The 24,484-nt window shown below is 62.2% G+C and carries 22 protein-coding genes; 2 read left to right on the top strand and 20 right to left on the bottom strand.

Annotation, left to right across the window (positions count from 1 at the left end; translation table 11 throughout):
- Positions 1 to 4: 4 nt before the first annotated feature.
- The 15 genes from KIH75_RS01335 to KIH75_RS01265 all read right to left on the bottom strand — a co-directional run bounded on the left by KIH75_RS01335 (position 5) and on the right by KIH75_RS01265 (position 16,702).
- Positions 5 to 2,092, bottom strand: coding sequence for a bifunctional indole-3-glycerol phosphate synthase/tryptophan synthase subunit beta (locus tag KIH75_RS01335; protein WP_219055021.1), 2,088 nt, complete (start codon positions 2,090 to 2,092; stop codon positions 5 to 7).
- Between the two features lie 55 nt (positions 2,093 to 2,147).
- A complete protein-coding gene (locus tag KIH75_RS01330) occupies positions 2,148 to 3,704 on the bottom strand; it encodes an anthranilate synthase component I (RefSeq protein ID WP_219055020.1) in 1,557 nt (518 codons plus the stop codon).
- Positions 3,704 to 4,093, bottom strand: coding sequence for a phosphoribosyl-AMP cyclohydrolase (gene hisI / locus KIH75_RS01325; RefSeq protein WP_033523907.1), 390 nt, complete (start codon positions 4,091 to 4,093; stop codon positions 3,704 to 3,706). The genes KIH75_RS01330 and hisI overlap by 1 nt, the downstream gene beginning before the upstream one ends.
- Before the next feature lie 45 nt (positions 4,094 to 4,138).
- Positions 4,139 to 4,909 (bottom strand): imidazole glycerol phosphate synthase subunit HisF, encoded by a 771-nt coding sequence (gene hisF, locus KIH75_RS01320; RefSeq protein ID WP_219055019.1) that lies wholly within the window; start codon positions 4,907 to 4,909, stop codon positions 4,139 to 4,141.
- A 238-nt stretch (positions 4,910 to 5,147) separates the two neighbouring features.
- Positions 5,148 to 6,311: a dual-specificity RNA methyltransferase RlmN gene (gene rlmN, locus KIH75_RS01315; RefSeq protein WP_219055018.1), complete on the bottom strand. Its 1,164-nt coding sequence runs from the start codon at positions 6,309 to 6,311 to the stop codon at positions 5,148 to 5,150.
- Positions 6,312 to 6,426: 115 nt separating this feature from the next.
- Positions 6,427 to 7,413: a phosphatidate cytidylyltransferase gene (locus KIH75_RS01310; protein ID WP_219055017.1), complete on the bottom strand. Its 987-nt coding sequence runs from the start codon at positions 7,411 to 7,413 to the stop codon at positions 6,427 to 6,429.
- 24 nt (positions 7,414 to 7,437) lie between these two features.
- Positions 7,438 to 7,992, bottom strand: a complete 555-nt coding sequence (frr, locus tag KIH75_RS01305; RefSeq protein ID WP_219055016.1) for a ribosome recycling factor — start codon at positions 7,990 to 7,992, stop codon at positions 7,438 to 7,440.
- A gap of 50 nt (positions 7,993 to 8,042) precedes the next feature.
- The gene (gene pyrH / locus KIH75_RS01300) at positions 8,043 to 8,792 is read right to left on the bottom strand and encodes a UMP kinase (protein WP_219055015.1); all 750 of its coding nucleotides are present in this window, start codon (positions 8,790 to 8,792) and stop codon (positions 8,043 to 8,045) included.
- 142 nt (positions 8,793 to 8,934) lie between these two features.
- Entirely contained in the window at positions 8,935 to 9,984 is a 1,050-nt protein-coding gene (locus KIH75_RS10020) for a YdcF family protein (protein WP_236027942.1), read from the bottom strand.
- A gap of 116 nt (positions 9,985 to 10,100) precedes the next feature.
- Positions 10,101 to 10,976 (bottom strand): translation elongation factor Ts, encoded by an 876-nt coding sequence (gene tsf, locus KIH75_RS01290; RefSeq protein WP_219055014.1) that lies wholly within the window; start codon positions 10,974 to 10,976, stop codon positions 10,101 to 10,103.
- A gap of 97 nt (positions 10,977 to 11,073) precedes the next feature.
- Positions 11,074 to 11,871: a 30S ribosomal protein S2 gene (rpsB, locus tag KIH75_RS01285; protein ID WP_219055013.1), complete on the bottom strand. Its 798-nt coding sequence runs from the start codon at positions 11,869 to 11,871 to the stop codon at positions 11,074 to 11,076.
- 238 nt (positions 11,872 to 12,109) lie between these two features.
- Positions 12,110 to 12,592, bottom strand: a complete 483-nt coding sequence (gene def, locus KIH75_RS01280) for a peptide deformylase (RefSeq protein WP_219055012.1) — start codon at positions 12,590 to 12,592, stop codon at positions 12,110 to 12,112.
- 4 nt (positions 12,593 to 12,596) lie between these two features.
- Positions 12,597 to 14,633 carry an AMP-dependent synthetase/ligase gene (locus tag KIH75_RS01275; RefSeq protein ID WP_219055011.1) on the bottom strand — a complete coding sequence of 679 codons (2,037 nt, stop codon included), beginning with the start codon at positions 14,631 to 14,633 and terminating at the stop codon, positions 12,597 to 12,599.
- Positions 14,634 to 14,929: 296 nt separating this feature from the next.
- Positions 14,930 to 15,436: a hypothetical protein gene (locus KIH75_RS01270; protein WP_219055010.1), complete on the bottom strand. Its 507-nt coding sequence runs from the start codon at positions 15,434 to 15,436 to the stop codon at positions 14,930 to 14,932.
- 141 nt (positions 15,437 to 15,577) lie between these two features.
- A complete protein-coding gene (locus KIH75_RS01265; RefSeq protein WP_219055009.1) occupies positions 15,578 to 16,702 on the bottom strand; it encodes a GuaB3 family IMP dehydrogenase-related protein in 1,125 nt (374 codons plus the stop codon).
- A gap of 126 nt (positions 16,703 to 16,828) precedes the next feature.
- Between KIH75_RS01265 and KIH75_RS01260 the strand changes: the two genes are divergently transcribed.
- Both KIH75_RS01260 and KIH75_RS01255 read left to right on the top strand, forming a co-directional pair.
- Positions 16,829 to 18,049 carry an NADP-dependent isocitrate dehydrogenase gene (locus KIH75_RS01260; RefSeq protein WP_219055008.1) on the top strand — a complete coding sequence of 407 codons (1,221 nt, stop codon included), beginning with the start codon at positions 16,829 to 16,831 and terminating at the stop codon, positions 18,047 to 18,049.
- Between the two features lie 272 nt (positions 18,050 to 18,321).
- Positions 18,322 to 19,824: a type 1 periplasmic-binding domain-containing protein gene (locus KIH75_RS01255; RefSeq protein ID WP_236027941.1), complete on the top strand. Its 1,503-nt coding sequence runs from the start codon at positions 18,322 to 18,324 to the stop codon at positions 19,822 to 19,824.
- Positions 19,825 to 19,984: 160 nt separating this feature from the next.
- Here KIH75_RS01255 and era read toward each other — a convergent pair whose 3' ends face one another.
- From era to KIH75_RS01230, 5 genes are read right to left on the bottom strand one after another with little or no spacing between them, the layout of a single operon-like run.
- Positions 19,985 to 20,962 carry a GTPase Era gene (era, locus tag KIH75_RS01250; RefSeq protein WP_219055006.1) on the bottom strand — a complete coding sequence of 326 codons (978 nt, stop codon included), beginning with the start codon at positions 20,960 to 20,962 and terminating at the stop codon, positions 19,985 to 19,987.
- Position 20,963: 1 nt separating this feature from the next.
- Positions 20,964 to 22,376, bottom strand: a complete 1,413-nt coding sequence (locus KIH75_RS01245; protein ID WP_219055005.1) for a hemolysin family protein — start codon at positions 22,374 to 22,376, stop codon at positions 20,964 to 20,966.
- Positions 22,377 to 22,419: 43 nt separating this feature from the next.
- A complete protein-coding gene (gene ybeY / locus KIH75_RS01240) occupies positions 22,420 to 22,965 on the bottom strand; it encodes an rRNA maturation RNase YbeY (protein WP_219055004.1) in 546 nt (181 codons plus the stop codon).
- Positions 22,955 to 24,079 carry a PhoH family protein gene (locus KIH75_RS01235; protein ID WP_219055003.1) on the bottom strand — a complete coding sequence of 375 codons (1,125 nt, stop codon included), beginning with the start codon at positions 24,077 to 24,079 and terminating at the stop codon, positions 22,955 to 22,957. Before KIH75_RS01235 ends, ybeY begins: the two co-directional genes overlap by 11 nt.
- 13 nt (positions 24,080 to 24,092) lie before the next feature.
- Positions 24,093 to 24,431 (bottom strand): histidine triad nucleotide-binding protein, encoded by a 339-nt coding sequence (locus tag KIH75_RS01230; RefSeq protein ID WP_219055002.1) that lies wholly within the window; start codon positions 24,429 to 24,431, stop codon positions 24,093 to 24,095.
- Between the last annotated feature and the right edge of the window lie 53 nt (positions 24,432 to 24,484).

Here is a 24,484-nt window from a genome sequence, read left to right as displayed (position 1 = left end):
GTCATCAGGCGACGGTGTCGCCATGCGCACCGGTCACGTCGAGGGCCTTGGCCTGATCGTCGGTCAGATAGCCGAACCACTTGCCAGCGGTGGCCATGTCCTTGTCACCTCGACCGGAGATGTTGATGATGATGACGGGATGCGTGTAGCCCTTGGCCTTCAGATCCTCGCAAGCCTTGTACGCGCCGGCGACGGCGTGGGAGCTTTCGATGGCGGGGATGATGCCCTCGCTGCGGCTCAGATCGCGGAAGGCGTTCATGGCTTCCTCATCGGTCGCCCAGGAGTAGTTGACTCTTCCGATCTCCTTGAGCCATGCGTGCTCGGGGCCGACCGAAGCGTAGTCGAGACCCGCGGAGATCGAATACGTGTCGAGGGTCTGGCCTTCGTCCGTTTCCAGCAGGTAGCTCTTGGCGCCCTGGAACATGCCCAGCTGACCGGTGCCCGGCGCGAAGCGAATGGCGTGCTTGCCGGATTCCGGCCCGTTGCCGCCGGCCTCGTAACCGTACAGGTTCACACGTTCGTCATCGAGGAAGGCGTTCATGATGCCGATGGCGTTGGAGCCGCCACCCACGCAGGCGCAGACCGCATCCGGATGGTCGATGCCATACCAATCCTGCAGCTGCTGCTTGGCTTCCTCACCGATGATCTTCTGGAAGTCGCGGACCATGGCGGGGAACGGGTGTGGCCCAGCAACGGTGCCCAGCAGATAATGGGTGTCCTTGACGTTGGTGACCCAGTCGCGCAGCGCCTCGTTGATGGCGTCCTTGAGAATCTTGTCACCCAGGGTGACTTCCACCACTTCGGCGCCGAGCATACGCATACGGGCCACGTTCAGGGCCTGACGCCTGGCGTCGATCTGGCCCATGTAGATGCGGCACTTCAGGCCGAGCATCGCGCACACGGTGGCGGTGGCCACGCCGTGCTGGCCGGCTCCGGTCTCGGCGATGACGCGGGTCTTGCCCATGCGCTTGACGAGCAGCGCCTGACCGAGCGCGTTGTTGATCTTGTGCGCGCCGGTATGGTTGAGATCCTCGCGCTTGAGGAACACGCGCGGCTCGATACCGGTCTTCTCCTTGAGCAGTTCGGCGAAACGCGGCGCTTCGGTCAGCGGGCTTTCACGGCCCACGTAGCGCTTCTGCAGCGTCATGAATTCCTTATGGAACTCCGGGTCCGCCTTGGCCTCGTCATACACGCGTTCGAGTTCGTCCAACGCGGTGATCAGGGCTTCTGGCACGTAACGGCCACCGAACTGGCCCCAGTACGGTCCCTGATGTTCGCTCAAAGGAGTGGATTCGCTGGTTTTCACCTGTGCACCTGCTTTCACTAGTCGTTGCACTGCAAGAATATGGTCGTCCGCCGTGGCGACGCCCTCGCCTACCAGCACCGCGTCGGCGCCGGCACGTCCGTAATCCTCGACCTCGACCGCTCCGAACACGCCCGATTCGGCGATCTTGATGACGTCGTCGGGCAGATTGGAGGCGAGCTCGCTGTATTTGTTCACATCGACGCGAAGGTTCTTGAGATTGCGTGCGTTGATGCCGATCACCTTCGCGCCCGCATCGATGGCCCGCTGAATCTCCTCGCGCGTATGCGTCTCGACCAGAACGGTCATGCCCAGTTCGTGGGCCAGATCGAGCAGATGCTTGAACTTATCGTCGTCGAGTGCGGCGACGATAAGCAGAATGATGTCCGCACCGTGGGCGCGCGCCTCCCAGACCTGGTAGTCGGTGACGATGAAATCCTTACGCAGCACGGGGATGTTCACCGCGGCCTTGACCTTGTCGAAGTCGTCGAGCGACCCGAGGAAGCGCCTGCCTTCGGTGAGGCAGGAGATGGCGCTCGCCCCGCCCGCCTCGTATTCGCGGGCAAGGGCCGCCGGATCGGGAATATCGCTCAGATGCCCTTTGGAGGGGGACGCACGCTTGATCTCGGCGATCACCGGAATCCCGTCGGCTTTCCTCAACCATCGAGTGGCGTCGAGGGGCGCTGCGGCTTGTGCCGCATTCCTCTTGATCTGTTCGAGGCTGACCTGCGCTTCACGCGCCTCGGCATCCTCAACCGCTCCTGCCACCAACTCGTCCAGTACCGACATGTGGTCCCTTTCTCTTGTTACAAAAGGCGTCTTTGCAAGGGTAACGTCCCCTTGCCTATAGGGCTTTCAACTGGGCCGCAATCTGGACGGCCTCGACGCTTGCCGCGGCCTTGTTGCGGGTTTCCTGCCATTCGTTGCCCGGCACGGAGTCGAGCACGATGCCCGCGCCGGCCTGCACGCTGGCCTCATGGTCACGCAGGAAGGCGGTGCGGATGGCGATGGCCATATCCATGTTCCCCGAGAAGTCGAAGTAGCCGACCGTGCCGCCGTAGATGCCACGATCCGCCGGTTCGAGCTCGTCGATGATTTCGATGGCACGCGGTTTCGGCGCACCGGAGAGCGTGCCTGCGGGGAACGCGGAGGTGAACACGTCGAAAGCGGTCATGCCATCGTTCAGCGTGCCCGTCACCGTGGAGCAGATATGCATGATGTGGCTGAATCGCTTGATGTCCATCAGCCTGACCACTTCGACGCTTTCCGGCTTGCATACACGGCTCAGATCGTTGCGGCTCAGGTCGACGAGCATGATGTGCTCGCTGCGTTCCTTGGGGTCGGCGAGCAGTTCCTTGGCGAGTTGTTCGTCCTCCTCCGGCGTGGCGCCGCGCGGGCGCGAACCCGCGATCGGGAAGGTCATGGCGTGGCCGTCGTCGACCTTGATCAGGGTTTCCGGGCTGGATCCGACCACGTTGAAGACGCGGCCCTTGGTGTCCGTCAACGCGAAGAAGTACATGTACGGGCTCGGGTTCAACGTGCGCAGCACGCGGTACACGTCGAAGGGGTCGGCCGGAGAATCGATGTCGAGACGCTGGGAGATGACCGCCTGGAACACATCGCCGTCGACGATATGCTTCTTCGTCTCCTCCACGGCCTTCTCGTAATGCGACTTCTCGGTGCGGAACCGCAACTCCGGCTGGGGCACGCTCGGGTCGAGCACGTTGATGCGCGCCTCCCCCGGCGTGGGCGTGGCGGCCTGGCACTGCATGGCGTCGAGACGTTCGATGGCGTTGTCGTACGCCCAATCGGCGCGCGTGGGCTTGTTGTCGACGTTCACCGCATTGGCGATCAGCCATACCGATCCGGAAACGTGGTCGACCACGGCGATATCGGTGGCGAGGGCAAGCACCAGCTCAGGCTGTTCGGTCTCGTTCGGAGCCTCACCGCGCAGGGTCGGCTCCCAATGCCGGATCACATCCCAGCCGACCGTACCAACCAAACCGGAGGTGAGATTCGGCAGGCCTTTGACCTTCGGCGTTTTCAACGTTTTCAACGTGGCGTGCGCGACTTCCAGCACATCGCCCTCGGTGGGCACGCCCACCGGCACCTTGCCGAGCCAGTCGGCCTGACCGCCGTTGGAACGCAGCTGGGCGATGGAGTTCACGCCGATGAAGCTGTAGCGGCTCCACGTGCCGCCGAATTCAGCCGATTCGAGGATGAACGTGCCGCTTCTGCCGGCGGCGAGACGCTCATAGAAACCGACGGGCGTTAGAGAATCGGCGAGCAGCCGGCGGACGATGGGGATGATGCGGTAGCCTTCGTCGGCGAGTTCATGGAACTGCTCGCGGGACGGCCAGGTTTCACCCCAACGCAGATTTTCGACGCTGCACTCCGCCATCACTTCGCCTCCTCCGGCTTGAAGCCTTCGACCACGGGCAGCGGGCCGCCTTCGTCGAAGCAGCTGCGCTTACCGGTATGGCATGCCGCACCCACCTGATCGACTTCCACCAGCAGCGCGTCGCCGTCGCAGTCGAGGGACACGCCCTTGACGTACTGCGCATGCCCGGAAGTGTCGCCCTTACGCCAGTATTCCTGGCGGGAACGGGACCAGAAGGTCACGCGGCCGGTGGTGAGCGTGCGGCGCAATGCCTCGTCGTTCATATAGCCGACCATCAGCACGTCACGGGTGTCGTACTGCTGCACGACCGCGGCGACCAGGCCTTTGTCATCGCGCTTCAGGCGTGCGGCGATTGCGGGATCGAGTGTTGTGGAGTTATCGTACTGCATTCTTGCTTTGCTTCTTCGGATGGATTGGATGGAAAATCAGAACATTCAGCGGACGGTGTAGCCGGCCTTGCGCAGTTCCGCCTTGACGTCGGCGATCGTCATCCTGCCGTAATGGAATACGGAGGCGGCGAGGACTGCATCCGCTCCGGCCGCAACGGCCGGCGGGAAGTCCTCGACCTTACCGGCACCGCCGGAGGCGATGATCGGGATCTTGACCTCGCGTCGCACCGCCTTGATCATTTCGATGTCGAAACCGGACTGGGTGCCGTCGGCGTCCATGGAGTTGAGCAGGATCTCACCGGCACCGAGCTCTTCGGCACGCCTGACCCACCACAATGCGTCGATGCCGGTGGATTTGCGGCCGCCCATCGTGGTGACCTCGAAACCGGACTGCGTATGCTGTTCGCCCTTTTCGCGGCGGGCGTCCACGGAAAGCACGAGCACCTGATTGCCGAAACGCTCGGCGACACGACTGATCAGCGTGGGGTCGTTGATGGCGGCGGTGTTGACGCCGACCTTGTCGGCGCCGCAGCGCAGCAGGGAGTCGACATCCTCGGGGGTGCGCACGCCACCGCCCACGGTCATGGGGATGAACACCTGTTCGGCGGTGCGACTGACCACGTCGACCATGGTCTGACGGTGCGAGCTGGATGCGGTCACATCCAGGAAGGTCAGTTCGTCGGCACCCTGACGGTAATACTCCGCCGCCAGTTCGACCGGATCGCCGGCATCCTTGAGGTTTTCGAAATGGACGCCTTTCACCACACGTCCGGCATCAACATCCAGGCACGGAATGACTCGTACCGCCAGCGACATCTTTCACTCCCACTACTACGACGGGCCAATGATTCAGTCTTTCAGACTACAGACCCTGCGTTACGAGGTCCGACGCGAGTCCACATACTAGGAACGCCGCGCCCGTGGCACGGAGCCTATTGGCTATGATTCGTTAGCCCACATGGTTTTGGCGGCATGTCGCCGGATATGGTTGACGGCCCGACGAAACGCATCATCGGGCCGCCAACCATATCCAAGCGAAGTCGCGGAACCGGAACTACCGTTCCTTGGCGGCGAGCTGACCGCACGCGCCGTCGATGTCCTGACCGCGCGTGTCGCGCAATGTGGCGGTGATGCCAGCCGAGTGGAGGATCTCAAGGAAGCGGGCCTCGTCCTCCGGCTTCGACGCCGTCCACTTGGAACCCTCGATGGGGTTGAGCGGAATGGGATTGACGTGCGCCCAATCGTCGCCGTAATGATTCAGCCTTCTGGCCAGCAGTCTGGCGTGTTCGGCCTGATCGTTGATGCCGCGCATGAGCGCGTATTCGATGCTGACGCGTCGCTTGGAGGCAAGCCAGTAATCATGTGCCGCATCCAGCACCGCGGTGGTGTTGAAACGCTTGTTCATCGGCACGAGCTCGTCGCGCAGTTCATCGCTCGGCGCGTGCAGCGAAACCGCGAGACGTACCGGCAGCCCTTCGGCCGCGAGCTTCCTGATGCCGGGTACGACGCCGACCGTGGAAACGGTGATGTTGCGTGCGGAGATGCCGAAGCCTTCCGGAGGCAACGCCGAGATCTGACGGACCGCGGACAGCACCGACCGGTAGTTGCCCATCGGCTCGCCCATGCCCATGAAGACGATGTTGCTCAGACGCCCCGGGCCTCCGGCCACTTCGCCGTCGCGCATCATCTTGGCGGCCACGCGCACCTGTTCGAGAATCTCACCGGCCGACATGTTGCGGGTCAGTCCGAGCTGGCCGGTCGCACAGAACGGGCATCCCATGCCGCAGCCGACCTGCGAGGAGATGCACAGCGTGGTGCGCGTCGGATAACGCATCAGCACGGATTCGATCAGGGAACCGTCGAACAGCCGCCACAGGGTTTTGATGGTGGTGCCGTTGTCCGCCACCTGACGGGTGACTTCGGTGATGAGACGCGGGAAGAACGCCGCCGCGGCCTCCTCGCGCTTCGCCGCCGGAAAATCGGTGAATTCCGCGGCGTTCACGTCGAAATGGCCGTAATAGTGGTTGGCGAGCTGCTTGACGCGGAACTTCGGCAGTCCCAGTTCGGCCGCCACGGCGATGCGCTCCTCGTCGGTCATGTCGGCGAAATGGACCGGCGGCTTGCCACGCTTGGCGTGATCCTTGGAAAGCACGTCGCGGAACGCGCCCTCGGTGCCGCCTTCGGTGATACCGGTTTCAGGGATTTCAGGGGAAGTCATGGGTTTCTTCGCTTCGTTCGGATTATTCGGATTCGTTCGGATTAGTGACGTCATAACGCGAGAGTGCCCGTACGGATGCACGGGCACTCTCGCGGATTTCACCGTGGTCGGGCCGTCACAGGCCCGTGACCCACAGCAGGATGCAGGTGAACGGAGCCGCCATCAGGATCGAGTCGACGCGATCCATCACGCCGCCATGTCCCTTCAGCAGGTGCCCCATGTCCTTGATGCCGAGATCGCGTTTGATCATGGATGCGCACAGGTCGCCGAAAGTACCGACGACACCGACCAGGATTCCCATCACGACGGGAACCCACCACCGGGCCGCCCACACTTGCGGGGTGTACGTGCAGAACATCACCGCGAACGCGCCGACCATGGCGAACAGCACGGATCCGGCCAAGCCCTCCCAGCTCTTCTTCGGGGAGATCCTGGGGGAAAGCTTGTGCTTGCCCAGCCACGCGCCGGCGAACAGACCGCCGGTGTCGGAGAGCGCCGGCAGGAACACCAGCATGATGGCGTGCGCCACAGGGTGACCATGGAAGGTCAGCGGCACGATGATGCAGCTCGCCAGCACCGGGATGTACAGCACGGTGAGCACGGACACGGCCACATGGCTCAGACGGCTGTGGTGCTGCTCTCCCCCATCATGGTTGAAGGAGGATTCAAGCCGGGCCCCCGCCTCGGTATGCGAAAGCTTGTTAGCCACCGCAAGCGAGAGCCTGTTGCCGAAGCTGAGTTTCGCCGTGGCGGAAAGCGCCACCAGCATGATCGAGGCCATCGCGCACAGCGACATGGCCACGACATGCAGGCGTGAATAATACGCGGCGAACAGCGTGACCGCCGAGCAGATCCAGAGCATGAACACTGGAATATGCAGTCCGGCGGTCGCGAAATCGACCCTCAGCTCCCACAGGGCCAGAATCATGAACACCACGACAAGCGCCACGAACAGGTCGACGCTTATCAGCAGGCACCCGAGGATAACCGCGATCAGCAGCACCGCCGTGGCGATGGCCTGCGGCATGTTGCGACCGGTTTTCTTGTTGATCTGGTCGAGGGTCACCTCGGCCTGATCATGGATTTGTTCATTGCGTTCCATATTCGATTGTCGGGAAGCCTCGGATCAGACCTCCATGATCTCCTTCTGCTTGGTCTCAAGCAGGGAATCGATCTCGTCGGTGACGGACTTGGTGACCTTGTCGAGGTCCTTGAGCAGGCGATCGCCCTCGTCCTCGCCCATCTCGCCGTCCTTGACGGACTTGTCGATGGTTTCCTTGGCCTTGCGGCGGATGTTGCGGACCGCGACCTTGCCGTCCTCGGCCTTGGTCTTGGCGAGCTTGACGTACTCCTTGCGGCGCTCCTCGGTGAGCTCCGGCATGGTCAGGCGGATGACATTGCCGTCGCGGTTCGGGCTCACGCCGAGATCGGAATTGCGGATGGCCTTCTCGACGGCGCCGGCCTGGGAGGCATCGAACGGGGTGACGGACAGGGTGCGCGGCTCGGGAACGCCGATGGAGGCGACGGCCTTGATGGGCGTGGGGGCACCGTAATAGTCGACCATGATGCCGTTCAGCAGGGCCGGGTTCGCGCGACCGGTGCGGATGCCGGCGAAGTTCTCCTTGGTGTTCTCGACGGTCTTGGCCATCTGTTCCTTGGCCTGTTCGATAACGCTTGCCATTATTGCTCCTTATATATGTTGCGTTGGTGGTTGTCGTTCGTTTGATATGGTCAGTCGGCCACACGCGATTCCGCGGTGGAGACCAGGGTGCCGATTTCCTCACCGACGAGGGCGCGGGTCACATTGCCTTCGCCTTCGAGGCCGAACACGCGAATGCGCTTCTTGTTGTCGCGCGCCATGGAAAGCGCCGCGGCGTCCATGACCGCAAGGTTGTCGACGAGGGCGCGGTTGTAGCTCAGGGTCTCGAAACGCTTGGCGTTCTCATCCTTGCGCGGGTCGGCGGTGTACACGCCGTCCACGCCGTTCTTGCCCATCAGCACTTCGTCGCAGTGGATTTCCAGCGAACGCTGGATGGAGACGGTGTCGGTGGAGAAGTACGGCATGCCTGCGCCGGCGCCGAAGATCACCACACGGCCCTTTTCGAGATGACGGATGGCCTTCAGAGGGATGTACGGTTCCGCGACCTGACCCATGGTGATGGCGGTCTGGACCCTGGTGGCCTGGCCTTCCTGCTCCAGGAAATCCTGCAGGGCGAGGCAGTTCATTACCGTGCCGAGCATACCCATGTAGTCGCCGCGGGAACGGTCGATGCCGGCCTGCTGCAGTTCCGCGCCGCGGAAGAAGTTGCCGCCGCCGACCACGATCGCGACCTGCACGCCCTTGTTCACTGCGGGGACGATTTCCGAAGCGATGCGGCGCACCACGTGGGTGTCGATGCCGACCTTGCCGCCGCCGAACGCCTCGCCGGACAGCTTGAGCAACACTCTGCGGGGCTTGTCGCCTGCGTTTTCGCCAGTCATAGTTATCTTCCTTCGTTGTCACTCGGCCCGCGTCGCTGACGCGCGAACCGCAAAACTACCGTTCTTCAGCATATCGGCTAACGCCGACCGTCGCATCATCAACGCGCGGGCACGATGAATCCCGATTCATGATCCCGGCGGACTAGAGGAATACGGAGATGCATTTCGCAACGATGTAGATGAGAACGCAGACCGCGGCGATCACGTAATACGGCCACAGATGGGCACGCGTGACGGCGACGAACTCGCGGATGAACGCCGCGGGCCAGTAATAGCTCTTGGTATGGCTTCCCACGCCGTCCGCCTTGAGCTTGAGATTATGCGCGTACTCGCAGGCGCGGAACACATGGTAATCGCTGGTGACCAGCGCGCACCGGTAGCCGCCCCTGTTGAGCGAACGCTTGTCCTTGTGTTCCATATTCGGACCAAGCTCATCCATGATGGCCATAGAATACTTCAGATTCTCCATGGTGGTGGTGGACTTGCTTTCCATGATCACGGCGTCGGCGGGCACGCCGCGTTCCTCCACCAAATAGTTCCTGATCGCCTCGGCCTCGGAGACGACTTCGTCCGAACCTTGACCGCCGGATGCGATGAGCTTGCCCTGCCTGCCCTGCTTCTCCCACAGCGCCACGGCCTTGTCGATGCGGCCGCGCAGCAGCGGCGTGGGTTTGTCGCCCTGCAAGCCAGCACCATGGATGATGATGTAGTCGTAGGTCCGGCGGCGCGGCAACAAGCGGTAGAACGTCGAATAGACGAGCAGCGAACCGAAGCTGAGGAAGAACCAGAACCCTTCCAGCATGATCATCAGCGTGAGCATCATGAACCAGAACGGCACAGGGAAGAAAATCGTCACCATCGGCGCGCCAATGAAGCACACAAGGAAGGTCGCAGCGAACAACGCAGGCAGCAACGCCACCAAGGAGAAGCCTTCACGCCTGATCACGATGAACGTGTCGGAGAACAGGAACACCAGTCCGACAAACGCCAGAAGATCGATGAGCACGGCGACCACGGCCCATACCAGGACGTTGTCGAAGTACAGCATGCATGTCGCGCCCAAACAGATCAGGAACAGAGACAGGAACAGGCCGTTGCGGAACTGCCTCGGTTCGCGCCAGAACGACCAGAGGAACAGCAGGCCGAACAGTATCGTCGGTGAGTTGATCAGCAATGCGTCAAGGATTCTCATATCCGCCCTCGCTCTTCCCATTCAATAGACGGTTACCAACAATAACAGCAAAAAGGGCGGCCCGCATGCAATGCGGACCGCCCAGATATCACCTATCAGGCGAATAGCGGGAGGAATCAGGCCTCCGCGCCCTTGCCGACCTCGACACGGGCGAACGCGGTGGCGGTGCCACCGACTTCCTTGAACAGGTCGCCGACGGTCTTGGACGGATCCTTGACGTAGGCCTGCTCCAGAAGCACGGTCTCCTTGTAGAAGGCGTTCAGACGGCCTTCGACGATCTTCGGAGCGATCTTCTCGATCACGGCTTCCGGCTTGCCCTTGCTCTTGAGCTCTTCGGTGGTCTTCTCGGTGGCCACGCGGGTCTCGGACTCCAGCACGTCGGCCGGAACGTCCTCGCGGGTGAGCCACTGGGCGCCCATGGCGGAGATCTGCAGAGCGGCTTCGTGAGCGACGGCGGCGCCGGCCTTATCGGTGGCGATCATCGCGACGATGCTCGGCGGCATCTCGGCGGACTTCTTGTGAGCGTAGATCTCGACATGCTCGCCGGAGATCTTGGCGAACTGGCCGACCTTGACGTGCTCGCCGAACAGGGCGGCGGCTTCCTCGACGGCTTCCTTGACGGTGCCTTCCTCAGCCTTGGCTTCCAGCAGGGCGTCCGCGGAATCGGCATCGGCTGCGACGGCGTAGCCCAGCACGGTGTTGCTGAAGTCAACGAACTTCGGGGTCTTGGCCACGAAGTCGGTCTCGGAGTTCAGCTCGACGGCGTAGCCGACTTCGCCATTGGCGCCTTCGACGACCTTGGAGGCGATGGTGCCTTCCTGGGCGGCGCGGCCTTCACGCTTGCCGGCTGCGGCGATGCCCTTGGCGCGGATGATTTCCTTGGCGCGAGCGACGTCGCCTTCGGCCTCGGTGAGGGCCTTCTTGACGTCCATCATGCCTGCGCCGGTGTCTTCGCGCACCTGCTTGATCAGAGCGGCGGTAATTGCTGCCATAGTGTTCGTTCTCCCTTATATGGAACTGGGTTTGACAGATGAAAAAATTGAAGCCCGCCGGGAGAGCGGCCGGAACCTCTCCCCCGGCGGTGCCGGATCACTCGGCCTTTTCGGCTTCGGCGGGAGCCTGGTTCTCCAGGAGCTCCTTCTCCCAAGCAGCCATCGGCTGCTCGGCGGCTTCGCCTTCGGCCTTGGTGGCCTTGCCGGAGCGCTCAATCAGACCTTCGGCGACGGCGTCGGCCATCAGGCTGGTCAGCAGTTCGATGCCGCGGATGGCGTCATCGTTGGCCGGAATCGGGTACTCGACGGCTTCCGGATCGGTGTTGGTGTCGACGATGGCGACGACCGGGATGCCCAGCTTGTGGGCTTCCTCGACGGCCAGGGCTTCCTTGTTGATGTCGACGACGAACATCGCGGACGGGGTGCGGTTCATGTTGCGGATACCGCCCAGCTGCTTGTTCAGCTTGTCCTTCTCGCGCTCGAGCAGCAGCAGTTCCTTCTTGGTCAGGCCGGAACCGTGCACGTCGGTGAAGTCGACCTCTTCGAGTTCCTTGAGGCGGGCGACGCGCTTGGAGACGGTCTGGAAGTTGGTCAGCATGCCGCCGAGCCAACGCTCGGAGACGTACGGCATGTTCACGCGGGTGGCCTGGGCGGACACCGCTTCCTGAGCCTGCTTCTTGGTGCCGACGAAGAGCACGGTGCCGTTGTGGGCGACCGTGGACTTGATGAAGTCGTAGGCGACGTCGATCATGTCGAGGGACTTGAACAGGTTGATGATGTGGATGCCGTTGCGCTGGGTGAGGATGAACTGCTTCATCTTCGGGTTCCAACGACGGGTCTGGTGACCGAAGTGCAGGCCTGCCTTCAGCATTTCGCTCATAGTGATCTGAGCCATGGTATTGCTACCTCTTTCTTGTCGGTTCTTGCCTGGCCATGCGCACCCGCGTGCAGCCTCCCTTCCCTGATGGGATCGAAGCCGACCGACACGGGCCGTCGCGAGCATGACGCGAATTTGTTGCGCGCCGGTTGACAATATTGGTTTGGTTCCAACCGCCGAGACTGCGATCGGAGCCGGTTGGCGCACGAGCCCACATAATAGCACGTCGCCCCGCCAAAATCGGCGGGGCGAGATGTCAGTGATGGTTGCGCATGTAGCGCATGGCTTCCTTGCGCTCTTCCTTCTCCAAGCGGTCGAGGTAGACATGGCCGTCGAGATGGTCGCATTCATGCTGCAGCATGCGGCCGAACAGACCGTGGCCTTCCAGCACGATCTCCTTGCCGTCCAGGTCGATGCCGCGCACGCGCGCGTAATCGGCGCGGCGGGTCTTGTACCACAGGCCCGGAACCGACAGGCAGCCTTCGTCGCCGTACTGTTCGCCGGATTTCTCTTCGATGACCGGGTTCAGAATGTAGCCGATCTTGCCGTTGATGTTGTACGAGAACGCCCTCAGGTTCACGCCGATCTGGTTGGCGGACAATCCGGCGCGACCCGGATCGTCGACGGTTTCCAGCAGATCGTCGACCAGACGGCGAACGGCCGGGGTGATCTCCTTGATCTCATCGCACGGGGTGCGCAGAACGGGATCGGGAACGACTCTGATTTCGCGAATAGCCAATTGCTTACTTCTCCTCATTCTTGGTTTCGGTTTCGGCCTCGTTGCTCTCCGGGCCGTCTTCCTGCTTGCGGATCTTCTCGGAAACGCTAGCAATCGAATCCGACACATTCACTTTGGCCTGCTCGTATGCCTGCCTGACCTTGGGGCTCATGCTGACGGAAACCTGCTTGACGGACTCGGTGGCCTGGTCGAGCAGTCGAACCGTGCTGGGCAGCGGCTTGGACGCGCCTTTGGGCACGTACAGTTCGCCGTCGATCACGTCGGAGAACCGGCTGATCACCTTGGCGCGCACCACTTTCATGCTCGGCGTGAGCGTTCCGGTCTCCTGGCTGAACTGTTCGGTGAGGATGGCGAACTTGCGCACGGATTCGGCCCTGGACACGGTGGCGTTGGCCTGATCGACGTACTGCTGGATGAAGGCGCGTACGGCGTCGTTGCGCACGATCTGCTCGATGGGCATGTCCGCGTCGAGCCCCTGGGAGGACAGCCACGAGCGGGTCATATCGGGTTCGAGTTCGATCAGGGCGGAGATGAAGGGCTTGTTGTCGCCGACGACGACCGCATGGTCGACGATCGGGCAGCTGGCGATGGTCTCCTCCATCGGCGCGGGGCTGACGTTCTTGCCGCCCGCGGTGATGATGATGTCCTTCTTGCGGCCGGTGATGCGCACGAAGCCCGCATCGTCGATGGTTCCCAGATCGCCGGTGGCGATCCAGCCGTCCTCGGACTTCGTCTGGGCGGTCAGTTCCGGCTGGCGGTAGTAGCCGATGAACACGTTCGGACCGAACAGTTCGATCTCATCGTCGTCGGTCACGCGCACGCCCATGCCCGGTCCGGGCTTGCCGACGGAGCCGACCTCGTTGTCGTCCTGCCAGTTCACCAACATGGGGGCCGCGGTTTCGGTCATGCCGTAGCCCTGAATGAAGGTGATGCCGTCCATGCCGTTGAAGAAATGGGCCAGATCGGGGTTGATCGGCGCACCACCGCAGGCGAGCCATGCGAGGTTCGGGCCGAGTGCGGAACGCACGGACTTGCCGACGGTCTGCATGTAGAAGGAGTGACGGATGCGTGCGACGGGCGAATGGCCTTTGCCTTCCTGCTCCGCCTTGGACCAGTCGGCGAAATGCGTGTATGCGCGGGCGAAAATGCGCCCGGCGATGCCGTTGCCCGCCTTTTGCGAGGCGGCGTTGTACACCTTTTCGAACACACGCGGCACGCCGAGCAGGTAGGTCGGTTTGAAGGAGCGCAGATCGGCCAGCAGGTGCTTGGCGCTGGGAATGTACCCGACCACGCCATGGCCGCCGATGCACACGTACTGGATGTACCTCGCGAAACAGTGCGCCAACGGCAGGAACAGCAGCAGACGGTTCGGCTGGTAGAGCATCTCGTCGAGGATGATGTAGCCGTTCTTCACGATATGCGTGAAGTTGCGGTTGGACAGCATGGCGCCCTTCGGTTTGCCGGTCGAGCCGGACGTGTAGACGATGGTGGCCATGTCGTCGGCCTTCACGCGGGAGATGGCCTTGTCGAGTTCGGCGTCCGTGACGCCGGCGCCGAAGTCCGCCACGGCGTCCAAACCGTTCTCCTGGAAGTTGAACACGTAGCTCAATCCGGTCGCTGTCTTGCGAATCTGTTCCAACGTCAACGCGTGGGCGTTGTCGCCGGCGAAGGCGATCAGAGGCTTCGTGTCTTCGAGGATCGACGCCGCCTGGGCCGCGGAATCGGTCTCGTAGATCGGAACGCTCACCGCGCCGATGGCGGCGCAGGCGAAATCGACGATGCCCCATTCGTAGCATGTCGCCGAATAGATGGCGACCATCACGCCGGGCCGGGCACCCAAGGCGATAAGGCCCTTGGCCACTTCACGAACGCGGGCGAGCATTTCACCGGCGGTGGCGGAGCGCCATGTGCGCCCATCATTGTCCTGCCACTCGGCGATCTCATCATCGGGGGCTTTCTGCGCACGATCCCGAAGCAGGGAGAAAATCGTGTCGCTGTCCTGGGTCTCATACGCAGGATCGGAAATATACTCTCGCAACATGGTTTCCACCATACGCCCGACTATGCCCGTCGCAACCGATTGACGTCATATGCCGCATACGATTCGGGCACCCGCGCAAGGCATGGCGGCACAACGCCGTCGGCACCCATCCCCGTTCCACCCGTTCCGCTTCGAAGCATGGCGCATGGAATGGAAAAGCCGGGCCCCGGAGGCAACCACACCCCCGAATGCCCGGCCCTCCGGTACGATTCCCCTAAATAAGCTCGATTGTAATCCCCTTCCCTTTTTCGTACGGCGACCTCACCGAGCGCCGTGGGAAACCGTGTTCACCCCGCTCAACCTATGTCGGCGAAGGTGCATACCCAGCGGCATCCGATTCGTTCGAATTTGAGGTTCGTCCAGTAGATTTCCCTGCCGAGGGAGAGCTGCACGCATGTCTCCAGGCATTGCTCGTTGATGATGGTCCCGGACTGCCAATGCAGCATGACCGGTGGAAGCCTCAGCTTCGCCCGGTATGCCTGGTCACGTCGCATCTGCTCGCCGACGATGTACGCCAGACGCTGCAAACGTTCTATGACTTTGGCGCTTGCCGCCTTGCGCAGGATTTCCGTCGACATTTTGCCCCGGACGATGTCCGCCATGAGAATGGACATCCGGAACGACGAAACCGCCAGTGTATGACACTGGCGGCCTTCGATACCGGTTTGGGCAACGTCGACGATACGGTACGGGACCGGCGCCGCGGCATAGCTGACAGAGACAAAGCCCTTGTAGACGGGCGGTTGGTTGTCTTCTGCATCAAGGGGTGTGAAGAATTGGGCATCGTGGTCCAATGAAGTCACCTCTTCCTTATCTTCTTCGTTGAATGTGCCATCGTTTGCATAGCACCATTCAAGGAAAACATATAAAGCCCCCCGAAGCAAACTCTTCGGGGGGCTTTATGGCGCGTAAAACGTTTTTTAGGCGCGACACGCCGTATGGCGTCACTGGGCGTCGTGCGGCGTAACCACCACGTTGCAGCGCTGGAAGTTCTTCACGTCGACGTAACCGGTGGAGGCCATGGTGCGGCGCAGCGCGCCGATGAAGTTGGTGGTGCCGTCCGCCATGTGGCTCGGCCCGAACAGGATCTGCTCGAGCGGGGCGACGGTGCCGACGTTGGTGCGGTAACCGCGCGGCAGCGTCTGGTGACGGGCTTCGCTGCCCCAATGCATGCCCTTGCCCGGAGCCTCGGTGGCGCGGGCCAGCGGAGCGCCCAGCATCACGGCGTCGGCGCCCATGGCGAGGGCCTTGACGAAGCTGCCGGAATCACCCATGCCGCCGTCGGCGATGACCTGCACGTAGCGACCACCCGATTCGTCCATGTAATCGCGGCGGGCTTCGGCCACGTCGGCGATGGCCGTGGCCATCGGAGCCTGGACGCCCAGCGTGGTGCGGGTTGCGGAGACCGCGCCGCCGCCGAAGCCGACGAGTACGCCCGCAGCGCCGGTGCGCATCATATGCAGGGCCGCGGTGTAGTTGGCGACGCCGCCGACGATCACCGGGACGTCGAGGTCGTAGATGAACTGCTTGAGGTTCAACGCCTCATGCGTGGTGGAGACATGCTCGGCGGACACGACGGTGCCGCGGATCACGAACAGGTCGACGCCCGCATCGATCACGGTGGAATAGAATTCCTGGGTCAGCTGCGGGGAGAGCGCACCGGCCACGGTGACGCCGGCTTCGCGGATCTCGTGCAGGCGCTTGGTGATGAGCTCCGCCTTGATCGGCTCGGCGTAGATCTCCTGGATGCGCTTGGTGGCGGTTTCCGCCGGAAGCTGCGCGATCTCGTCGAGCAGCGGGGTCGGATCGTCGTAGCGGGTCCACAGACCTTCCAGATCCAACACGCCCAAAGCGCCCATCTTGCCCATGGCGATGGCCGTGGCGGGGCTGGTGACCGAATCCATCGGAGCGCCGATCACCGGCACGTCGAATTCGTATGCGTCGATCTGCCAACCTGTCGACACATCCTGCGGATCGCGAGTCCTGCGGGAGGGGATGATGGAGATGTCATCCAGCGAATAGGCCACACGGGCCTTCTTACCCAAACCGATTTCAATTTCCTGAGACATGGTTCCACAGCGTAGTGCGCAGATGTGACAGCGCAGCGGGCCGTCTCACATAGTCGAATCATGCCGTTCCCCGTTACATTCATGCGCTAAGACTTGGTGCATCCCATCAGCCAAACAGGAGGCAATATGGCCAAGATTAAGGTAGAAGGCACGATCGTCGAACTCGATGGCGACGAAATGACCCGCGTCATTTGGAAGGACATCAAGGATCGACTGATCCTCCCCTATCTGGACGTGAACCTCGACTACTACGATCTGGGCATCGAGAACCGCGACGCCACCGACGATCAGGTCACCGTCGACGCCGCCGAAGCCATCAAGCGCGAGCATGTCGGCGTCAAGTGCGCGACCATCACCCCCGATGAGGCCCGCGTCAAGGAATTCGGCCTGAAGAAGATGTGGAAGTCCCCCAATGGCACCATCCGTAACATCCTCGGCGGCACCATCTTCCGCGAGCCGATCGTCATGAGCAATGTGCCCCGTCTGGTCCCCGGCTGGACCAAGCCGATCGTCGTCGCCCGCCACGCGTTCGGCGACCAGTACAAGGCCACCGATTTCAAGATTCCCGGCGCGGGCCGCCTCACCGTCACCTTCACCCCGGAGGACGGTTCCGAACCCATTCAGCACGTGGTGTACGACTACGGCAATGACGGCGGTGTCGCCCAGGTGCAGTACAACGTCAACGATTCGATCCGCGGATTCGCCCGCGCCTGCTTCAACTACGGCCTGATGCGCGGCTACCCGGTCTACCTGTCCACCAAGAACACCATCCTCAAGGCCTACGACGGCCAGTTCAAGGACATTTTCGCCGAGGTCTTCGAAACGGAATACAAGGAGAAGTTCGAAGCGGCCGGCCTCACCTACGAGCATCGCCTGATCGATGATATGGTCGCCAGCTCGCTCAAGTGGCACGGCGGCTACATCTGGGCCTGCAAGAACTACGACGGCGACGTGCAGTCCGATTCCGTGGCCCAGGGCTTCGGTTCGCTCGGCCTCATGACCTCCGTGCTGATGACCCCCGATGGCCAGACCGTCGAAGCCGAGGCCGCGCATGGCACCGTCACCCGCCATTACCGCCGTTGGCAGAAGGGCGAGAAGACCTCCACCAACCCGATCGCATCGATTTTCGCCTGGACCGGCGGTCTCAAGCACCGCGCCGATCTCGACAACACCCCCGAGGTCAGGCATTTCGCCGAAACGCTGGAGAAGGTCATCGTCGACACCGTCGAAGGTGGCCAGATGACCAAGGATCTCGCCATGCTCATCGGCCCGGACCAGCCGTGGCTCGACACCGAGGGCTTTATGGACGCGCTCGACACCAACCTCGCCAAGGCGCTCGCCGAGTGATTGTGCCCCGCATGTCTGTTGACGCACCTATTGGCTAGCAAGCATTAGCCTCATTGACGCCTCTTCCCCACCGTTCTTCGGGAGCGCGGGAGGAGGCGTTTTCGCGTGCATGGCATAGGCTCGGCGCCCACGCTGCTCTCACGCGAACGGCTGCACAGCTTGCCGCACGAACCGATATGCGGAGAAACACAGCTTCATCAACTACAATCGGGCACGGCCCATTGTTTCGGAAAGATTGGAAATCCATGGTTCGTACGCCCATTTTGGCACGGATGACCGCAGCGGCATCGAGCATCGCGCTGCTGCTGACACTGGCGGCATGTTCCACCACGCAACCCTCCTCCTCGGACTCCGGCAACGCGGGCAAACAGTCGGACGCCGGTACGGTGACGCTGTTCGCGCCGGCCGACGGCATCACCATGTCACAGAAGACGCCGCTGAACAAGTGGGCGAAGCTCGTTCCCCAGATCACCGGCGAACTTGAAGATCAGGGCATGACGAAAAGCGACATCGACACCCACATCTCCGACGGCATCGACGAGCAGAGCCAGCAATTGCAGGACTGGGTGGTGAAGCATATCAACGGGTTGAAGGACAAGGAGCAGACGAACCGCAGTACGCTGATCGTCGCGCCCGCATCCCAGACCAACATCTCCTCGCGCCAATACGGCGACTATGTCACCCAACCGTCCGTAAGCAAGGATTCGCAGACGTCGGAACAGCAGGAGGCGGAGAGCCGTATGCGTTCCGCGCTGCAGTTGGCGAAGAAGGCCGGCATGCACGTCGTGCTGGTATCGAATACGGTCGAAGGATTCACCCCGGACGCGTTCGTCCAGTGCTCCACGCCGGAGCAGATCGGCGAACTGCAGGCGAACATGCTGGTGAACAAACTCGATCTGGGCAAGGTGAGCAAGGACAATCCCAAGGCCGTCGAGGTCCTGCTCCCCTATGCCGGCGCCGATGACGCCGAAACCACCGAGAACGCCGAAATCGACGATACGTTCGCCCAGGAGGCCTTCAAGGGCGTGTGGAAGATCCTCAAACCCTATTACGAGCAGGGCAGGATCTACAGTCCTTCCGGAACGTTGAGCAAGGATTCCACCGACGATGATTGGAAGGAGGTCGCGTTCGACCTCAACCAAAAGGATGGCGTCGCGAAGACCTTGGAAAACCGTATTCCTCTGGTCAAGAAGGACGGGGCATCGGTTCTGACCAAAATCGACGGCATCATCGCCATGAACGATGCGGTGGCGTCCAGTGTGGTCGACAAGCTCGGCGACATGGGATATCAGGGCTCCTCGGCCGACATCAATCCGTCCATCACCATTCCCAGCATCGTGGGCAATATCGCCGGGCATAAGGATCTGCTGCGCAAGGCGGTTCCGGAGCCGTCCAAGTCGCCGGACAACGACGCCAAGGCGCAGAACGATGCCGCCGATGATTCCTCGGCGACCACGCAGAACAGTCGCAATGCGCATTGGCCGGTCATCACCGGCTACGGTAGCTATGCCGACACCATCCCCCAGGTGGTGAACGGCAAGCAGTGGATGACCGGTCTTGAGGATCGAGGCAAGTTGTCCGCCGACATCGCGAAGGTGTGCGTGCGCCTGAACGGCGGGCAGGGGCTCGACGGGGTGTCGTACGTTTCGCAGCAGACGATCAACGGTACCAAGGTTCCCACCGTCCACGAGGATCTCATGGCGGTCAGCGCCGGCAATCTGAAGAGCACGCTGATCGACCCCGGTTACATCTCCATGGCGGAGGCCGGATTGTAACCTACAGCCAGCGAACATGTGTTGGGCCCCGTCGCGGATCATCCCGCGGCGGGGCCCAACACATTCAGAAGCTAACATACGCTAGCTATCAGCTAGCCATTCCACCATTCAAGCTGTTTGGCCGAACCGTCCGAAGGCAGTCCGGTGGACTGCCGACAGACTAGAAGCCAAGACGTTCCAATTGCTTAGGATCCGACTGCCATCCCTTGGCTACCTTCACATGCAGGTCGAGTCGTGCCTTGCACCCGACGATGCGGTTCACCGCGGTACGCAGCTTCTTTTTGACCGCGGTGAGGTTCGAAGCACCCTTGCCGATGATGATGGGCTTCTGCGAATCGCGTTCCACGTAGATGGAGACGTTCACCTGGGCTTTGCCGTCGTAGGCGGCGCCGGTTTCGTTGTCTTCCGGGTAGTCGATGGAGTCGACGACCACGGCCAGGGAGTGTGGCAGCTCGTCGTTCAGCTGTTCGAGGAATGCGCCTCGGATGAGTTCGGCGATGGTTTCCTCGGGGCGTTCTTCGCTGAGCTGTTCGGCCGGGTACATCTGCGGGCCTTCCGGCGTGTGTTCGATGAGCACGTTGCGCACTTCGTCGAGGTTGTCATGCTTGAGCGCGCTGACGGGGACGATGTCGGAGAAGTCGGCGAATTCGTTGATTTCGATGAGTTTGGCGATGAGCTGTTCGCGGGAGAGTTCGTCGATTTTGGTGACGATGGCGATCAGCGGCACGCGCCATTCGAAGGTGCCGTCTTCGCGCTTGGTGGCGAAGTTGGTGCGCAGTCGGGACAGGATGCGCTTGTCGCCGGGCCCGATCTCCTGATCGCCGGGCAGCAGGAAGGCGACGACGTCCACGTCGGACAGGGATTCGTCGACGATGTCGTTCAGTCGCTGGCCCAGCAGCGTGCGGGGCCTGTGGATGCCGGGGGTGTCGACCAGTACCAGCTGCGCGTTGTCCGTGGTGAGGACGCCGCGAATCGCCTTTCGCGTGGTTTCCGGCCTGGAGGATGCGATGGCGATCTGCGTGCCGATCAGGGCGTTCACCAGTGTGGACTTGCCTACGTTCGGTCGTCCTACCACCGCCACGAAGCCGGAACGGTATGGTTCGGATGCCTGGTTGGCGTCGGTGGTTGTATCGGTCATGTCACTCCTTGTGATCGCGATGTTCGTTGTTCTCGTCATTGTCGGCGTTTTCCTGCGCTTTGCCATCTTCCTCGCGCCCCTCGACTCCATCGGGTTCGACTTCGATGGTCGACACTTTCTTGCGCCTGCCTGCGGAATCGACTGCGGTGAGCCTGATGCCTCTGGTCACCGCGGACGCTCCCACGATGGGTACGCGCCCGATGAGTTTGGTGAGCAGACCGTATACCGTGTCGACGTCGTCCTCGTCGATGTCGATTTCGTAGAGTTCCTCAAGGTCGGCGATGGGCGTGCGGGCTGGCAGGCTCCATTTGTGGTCGCCGATTTTCTTGGGTTCGGCGTGCTGCGTACGGTCGTGTTCGTCTTCCAGTTCGCCCACGATCTGTTCGATGGTGTCTTCGATGGTGACCATGCCGGCGATGCCGCCGTATTCGTCCACGACGATGGCCACATGTTGGCGGGAACGCTGCATTTGGTGGAACAGGTCATCCACGGGTTTCGATTCGGGTACGAGCATGGGGTCGCGCACGATGGAGGCCACGTCGCGGCTCATCGCCGCCGGGTTGAAAGCGGTGGCGCGTACGGCGTCCTTGAGGTAGGCGATGCCTACCAGATCGTCCACATCCTCGCCGATCACCGGTACGCGGGAGAATCCGGAGCGCGAGCAGAGCTTCAGCATGTCTTCGAGGGAGGAGTCGCGTTCGATGGTGATCATATCGGTGCGCGGCACCATGATTTCCCTGGTGAGGGTTTCCGAAAGCATAAGCACGTTGCGCATCATTTCGGATACTTCGGGATCGAATTCGTTCGATTCGACCATGCGGTCGATGGCGGCGCGGCCCTGTTCCAGCTGGATTTTCTCCAGTTCCTCATCGTCGGACAGGTCGAGGTCGCGGCGGCGTCGGCCGTCCTGGCTGGTGCCCACGCGGGCGAACGGCGTGACGGCGACGGCGAATCCGACCAGTCGCGCGTGTTTGATCATGATGTCGGTCGGCTTGTTGACGCCGGTTTCGCGCGGTCGCACCAGAATGCTCACCACCGCGACGACGAACGCGAACACCACGCCTACCAGCAGTTCAAGCCACCATGAGGCTCCCCAGGTGCCTGCGACGATGGCGACGAGCACGCCGGACAGCACGTTGCAGGTGATACGGAAGAACGCGCATGATCCCGCTGTGGCGTAGCGGTTGGCGATGAAACGCTGCACCTGCTGAATCCGCTTGACTTTCTTGGCTGTGGTGAACTGGTTGGTGTCCGGGTCGGTCTGCACTTCGAAGATGCGGTTGTTGAGGTTGGCCCGCGTCACGCGGCCGACGGCGCCTTCGGCCGCGGCCATGGATAGTGATAGCCAGACCAGCAGCGCCACGACCGTCACCAGCGCCACGCTCAGCACGACCAATGTCATTTGGCCACTCATGTCGTTCCCTTTCCCGGGGCGCAGCTTCCCTCGGCGTTTCCTCTCAATGCGTCAGTTCACGGCCGGAACCGTGTTCGGCGTCCCATGCCGCCAGTTCGTCGATGCTTCCCGCTGGCAGGCTGACGGGGGTTCCCAAATCCTGCCTCACCGCGATGAAGGTCAGCAGCAGCTGCCGCTGCAGACCGAACATCTGTCGTTCCTGTTCGGCGCCCACATGGTCGTAGCCGAGCAGATGCAGGATGCCGTGGATGGTCAGCAGCATCATTTCCTGCAATACGCCGTGGCCCGCGGCCGCGGCCTGCTGTGCCGCCACCCATGGGCAGATCACGATGTCGCCGAGCACGCCTTCCATGACAGTCGAACCGTTGCCCGGTCGCAGCTCGTCCATGGGGAAGCTCATCACATCGGTCGGCCCTTCGAGGTTCATCCAATGCATGTGCATCTGCGCGATCGGATCGGGGTCCACGAAGAGAATCGTCAGATCGGACTGCGTGCTGACACGCATCTGATCCATAACCCACAATCCCAGATCCGAGAAGAGTTTCGGATCGATAGTCCATACGGTTTCGTTGGAAACGTCAACGCTCATCGCTGCCCTCACTCTTGTTCCGGCGTGTTTCCGCGCTCGCGCGGGACATCCGCCTGTGGTCCCCGTCCAATCCTTCATGCCGGCTGTATGCCGCCACGATGCGCCCGACGAGACGATGACGCACCACGTCCTCCGCCTGCAAATGCACGAAGGCGATGTCCTCTATGCCGCCGAGGATGCGTTCGATGGTGGCCAGCCCGGAGCGTCGGACCGCGAGATCGACCTGCGTGATATCGCCGGTGATCACCATCTTGGTGTTGAATCCGAGCCTAGTGAGGAACATCTTCATCTGTTCCTCGGTGGTGTTCTGCGCTTCGTCGAGGATGACGAACGCGTCGTTGAGCGTACGGCCGCGCATGTAGGCGAGCGGCGCCACTTCGATGGTGCCGTCGTCCATGTAACGCTTGAGCTGGTCGGCGCCCAGCATGTCGGACAGGGCGTCGTACAGCGGACGCAGGTACGGGTCGACCTTCTCGTTCAACGTGCCCGGCAGGAAGCCCAGGCTCTCCCCCGCTTCGACGGCCGGTCTGGTGAGGATGATGCGGCGCACCTGCTTGTCCTGGAACGCGCGCACTGCCTTGGCGACCGCAAGATACGTCTTGCCGGTGCCGGCCGGTCCGATGCCGAAGGTGATGGTGTGCGATTCGATCGCGGTGACGTATGCCGCCTGACCTGCGGTTTTCGCCCGCACCGGATTGCCGGAGGCGTAGGTGATGACGCCGGGGACGGATGGTCTGCGGCGTTCGCGGCTCGCCCGCGCTTCGGCATCCTCCATGCGTTTGAGGTTCTCCACTGCCTTGCTGTGGCCGGGGTGGGTCGCCCTCGTGCGATTGTCGAGCGCATCGTCCTGTTCGATCATGCGACGCACGGTTTCGGCGTCCACCGGCATGGTGTGGGCCGCGTCCACGATCACGTCGAGGAGATGCTCCGCCTTGGATGCGTCGGACTCGCTCTGCTTGGACCGCGAGGTGATGATGACGCGGTTGCCCCGTACCGTGAATTCCAGTTCGGGGAACGCCCGCTCCATTTCGCGGATGACCTCGTCGACCGGCCCGAGCACGGATACCGGGTCAAGTTCTGTGGGGATGGTGATGGTGCGCGTTGTCGTCGCCACTGGTTCCTTCCGTCTACTCGTCAAGCACTTCGCCGGTCAGCACGTGCGCGTGCGCGTGGAACACGGTCTGCCCCGCGTCGCGGCCGGTGTTGAACACCAGACGGTATTCGCCGTGGAATTCCTTGTCGGCGATGCCCTGCGCGACTTCGACGATGTGCGCGAGCTGCGCGGGGTCGGCCTGGGCCAGTTCGCCCACGTTCGCGACGTGGTGCTTCGGCACGATCAGCACGTGCACTTTGGCCTGGGGGTTGATGTCCTTGAATGCGTAGGTGGTGTCGTCCTCGTACACCTTGGTGCTCGGGATCTGCCCGGCGACGATCTTGCAGAACAGGCAATCTTCGGCTTCGCTCATCGTATGCTCCTTCAACACGGTTCTTTTCAGTCTTATGCTATTGCGCCGCCCAG

Source organism: Bifidobacterium pongonis, assembly GCF_019331805.1.
GTDB classification, from domain to species: domain Bacteria; phylum Actinomycetota; class Actinomycetes; order Actinomycetales; family Bifidobacteriaceae; genus Bifidobacterium; species Bifidobacterium pongonis.
Note: the sequence above shows the minus strand (reverse complement) of the source record. Positions and strands in the feature narration are given on the sequence as shown.

Bases quoted from the DNA above. Each gene is read 5' to 3' on its own strand.
- frr (WP_219055016.1), bottom strand. From the start codon at position 7,992: ATGGCAAGCGTTATCGAACAGGCCAAGGAACAGATGGCCAAGACCGTC.
- KIH75_RS01245 (WP_219055005.1), bottom strand. From the start codon at position 22,376: ATGAGTGGCCAAATGACATTGGTCGTGCTGAGCGTGGCGCTGGTGACG.
- KIH75_RS01265 (WP_219055009.1), bottom strand. From the start codon at position 16,702: ATGTCTCAGGAAATTGAAATCGGTTTGGGTAAGAAGGCCCGTGTGGCC.
- KIH75_RS10020 (WP_236027942.1), bottom strand. From the start codon at position 9,984: ATGAGAATCCTTGACGCATTGCTGATCAACTCACCGACGATACTGTTC.
- KIH75_RS01260 (WP_219055008.1), top strand. From the start codon at position 16,829: ATGGCCAAGATTAAGGTAGAAGGCACGATCGTCGAACTCGATGGCGAC.
- era (WP_219055006.1), bottom strand. From the start codon at position 20,962: ATGACCGATACAACCACCGACGCCAACCAGGCATCCGAACCATACCGT.
- hisI (WP_033523907.1), bottom strand. From the start codon at position 4,093: ATGCAGTACGATAACTCCACAACACTCGATCCCGCAATCGCCGCACGC.
- KIH75_RS01255 (WP_236027941.1), top strand. From the start codon at position 18,322: ATGACCGCAGCGGCATCGAGCATCGCGCTGCTGCTGACACTGGCGGCA.
- KIH75_RS01310 (WP_219055017.1), bottom strand. From the start codon at position 7,413: ATGGAACGCAATGAACAAATCCATGATCAGGCCGAGGTGACCCTCGAC.
- hisF (WP_219055019.1), bottom strand. From the start codon at position 4,909: ATGTCGCTGGCGGTACGAGTCATTCCGTGCCTGGATGTTGATGCCGGA.
- ybeY (WP_219055004.1), bottom strand. From the start codon at position 22,965: ATGAGCGTTGACGTTTCCAACGAAACCGTATGGACTATCGATCCGAAA.
- KIH75_RS01275 (WP_219055011.1), bottom strand. From the start codon at position 14,633: ATGTTGCGAGAGTATATTTCCGATCCTGCGTATGAGACCCAGGACAGC.
- rlmN (WP_219055018.1), bottom strand. From the start codon at position 6,311: ATGACTTCCCCTGAAATCCCTGAAACCGGTATCACCGAAGGCGGCACC.
- KIH75_RS01335 (WP_219055021.1), bottom strand. From the start codon at position 2,092: ATGTCGGTACTGGACGAGTTGGTGGCAGGAGCGGTTGAGGATGCCGAG.
- rpsB (WP_219055013.1), bottom strand. From the start codon at position 11,871: ATGGCTCAGATCACTATGAGCGAAATGCTGAAGGCAGGCCTGCACTTC.
- tsf (WP_219055014.1), bottom strand. From the start codon at position 10,976: ATGGCAGCAATTACCGCCGCTCTGATCAAGCAGGTGCGCGAAGACACC.
- KIH75_RS01330 (WP_219055020.1), bottom strand. From the start codon at position 3,704: ATGGCGGAGTGCAGCGTCGAAAATCTGCGTTGGGGTGAAACCTGGCCG.
- pyrH (WP_219055015.1), bottom strand. From the start codon at position 8,792: ATGACTGGCGAAAACGCAGGCGACAAGCCCCGCAGAGTGTTGCTCAAG.
- KIH75_RS01230 (WP_219055002.1), bottom strand. From the start codon at position 24,431: ATGAGCGAAGCCGAAGATTGCCTGTTCTGCAAGATCGTCGCCGGGCAG.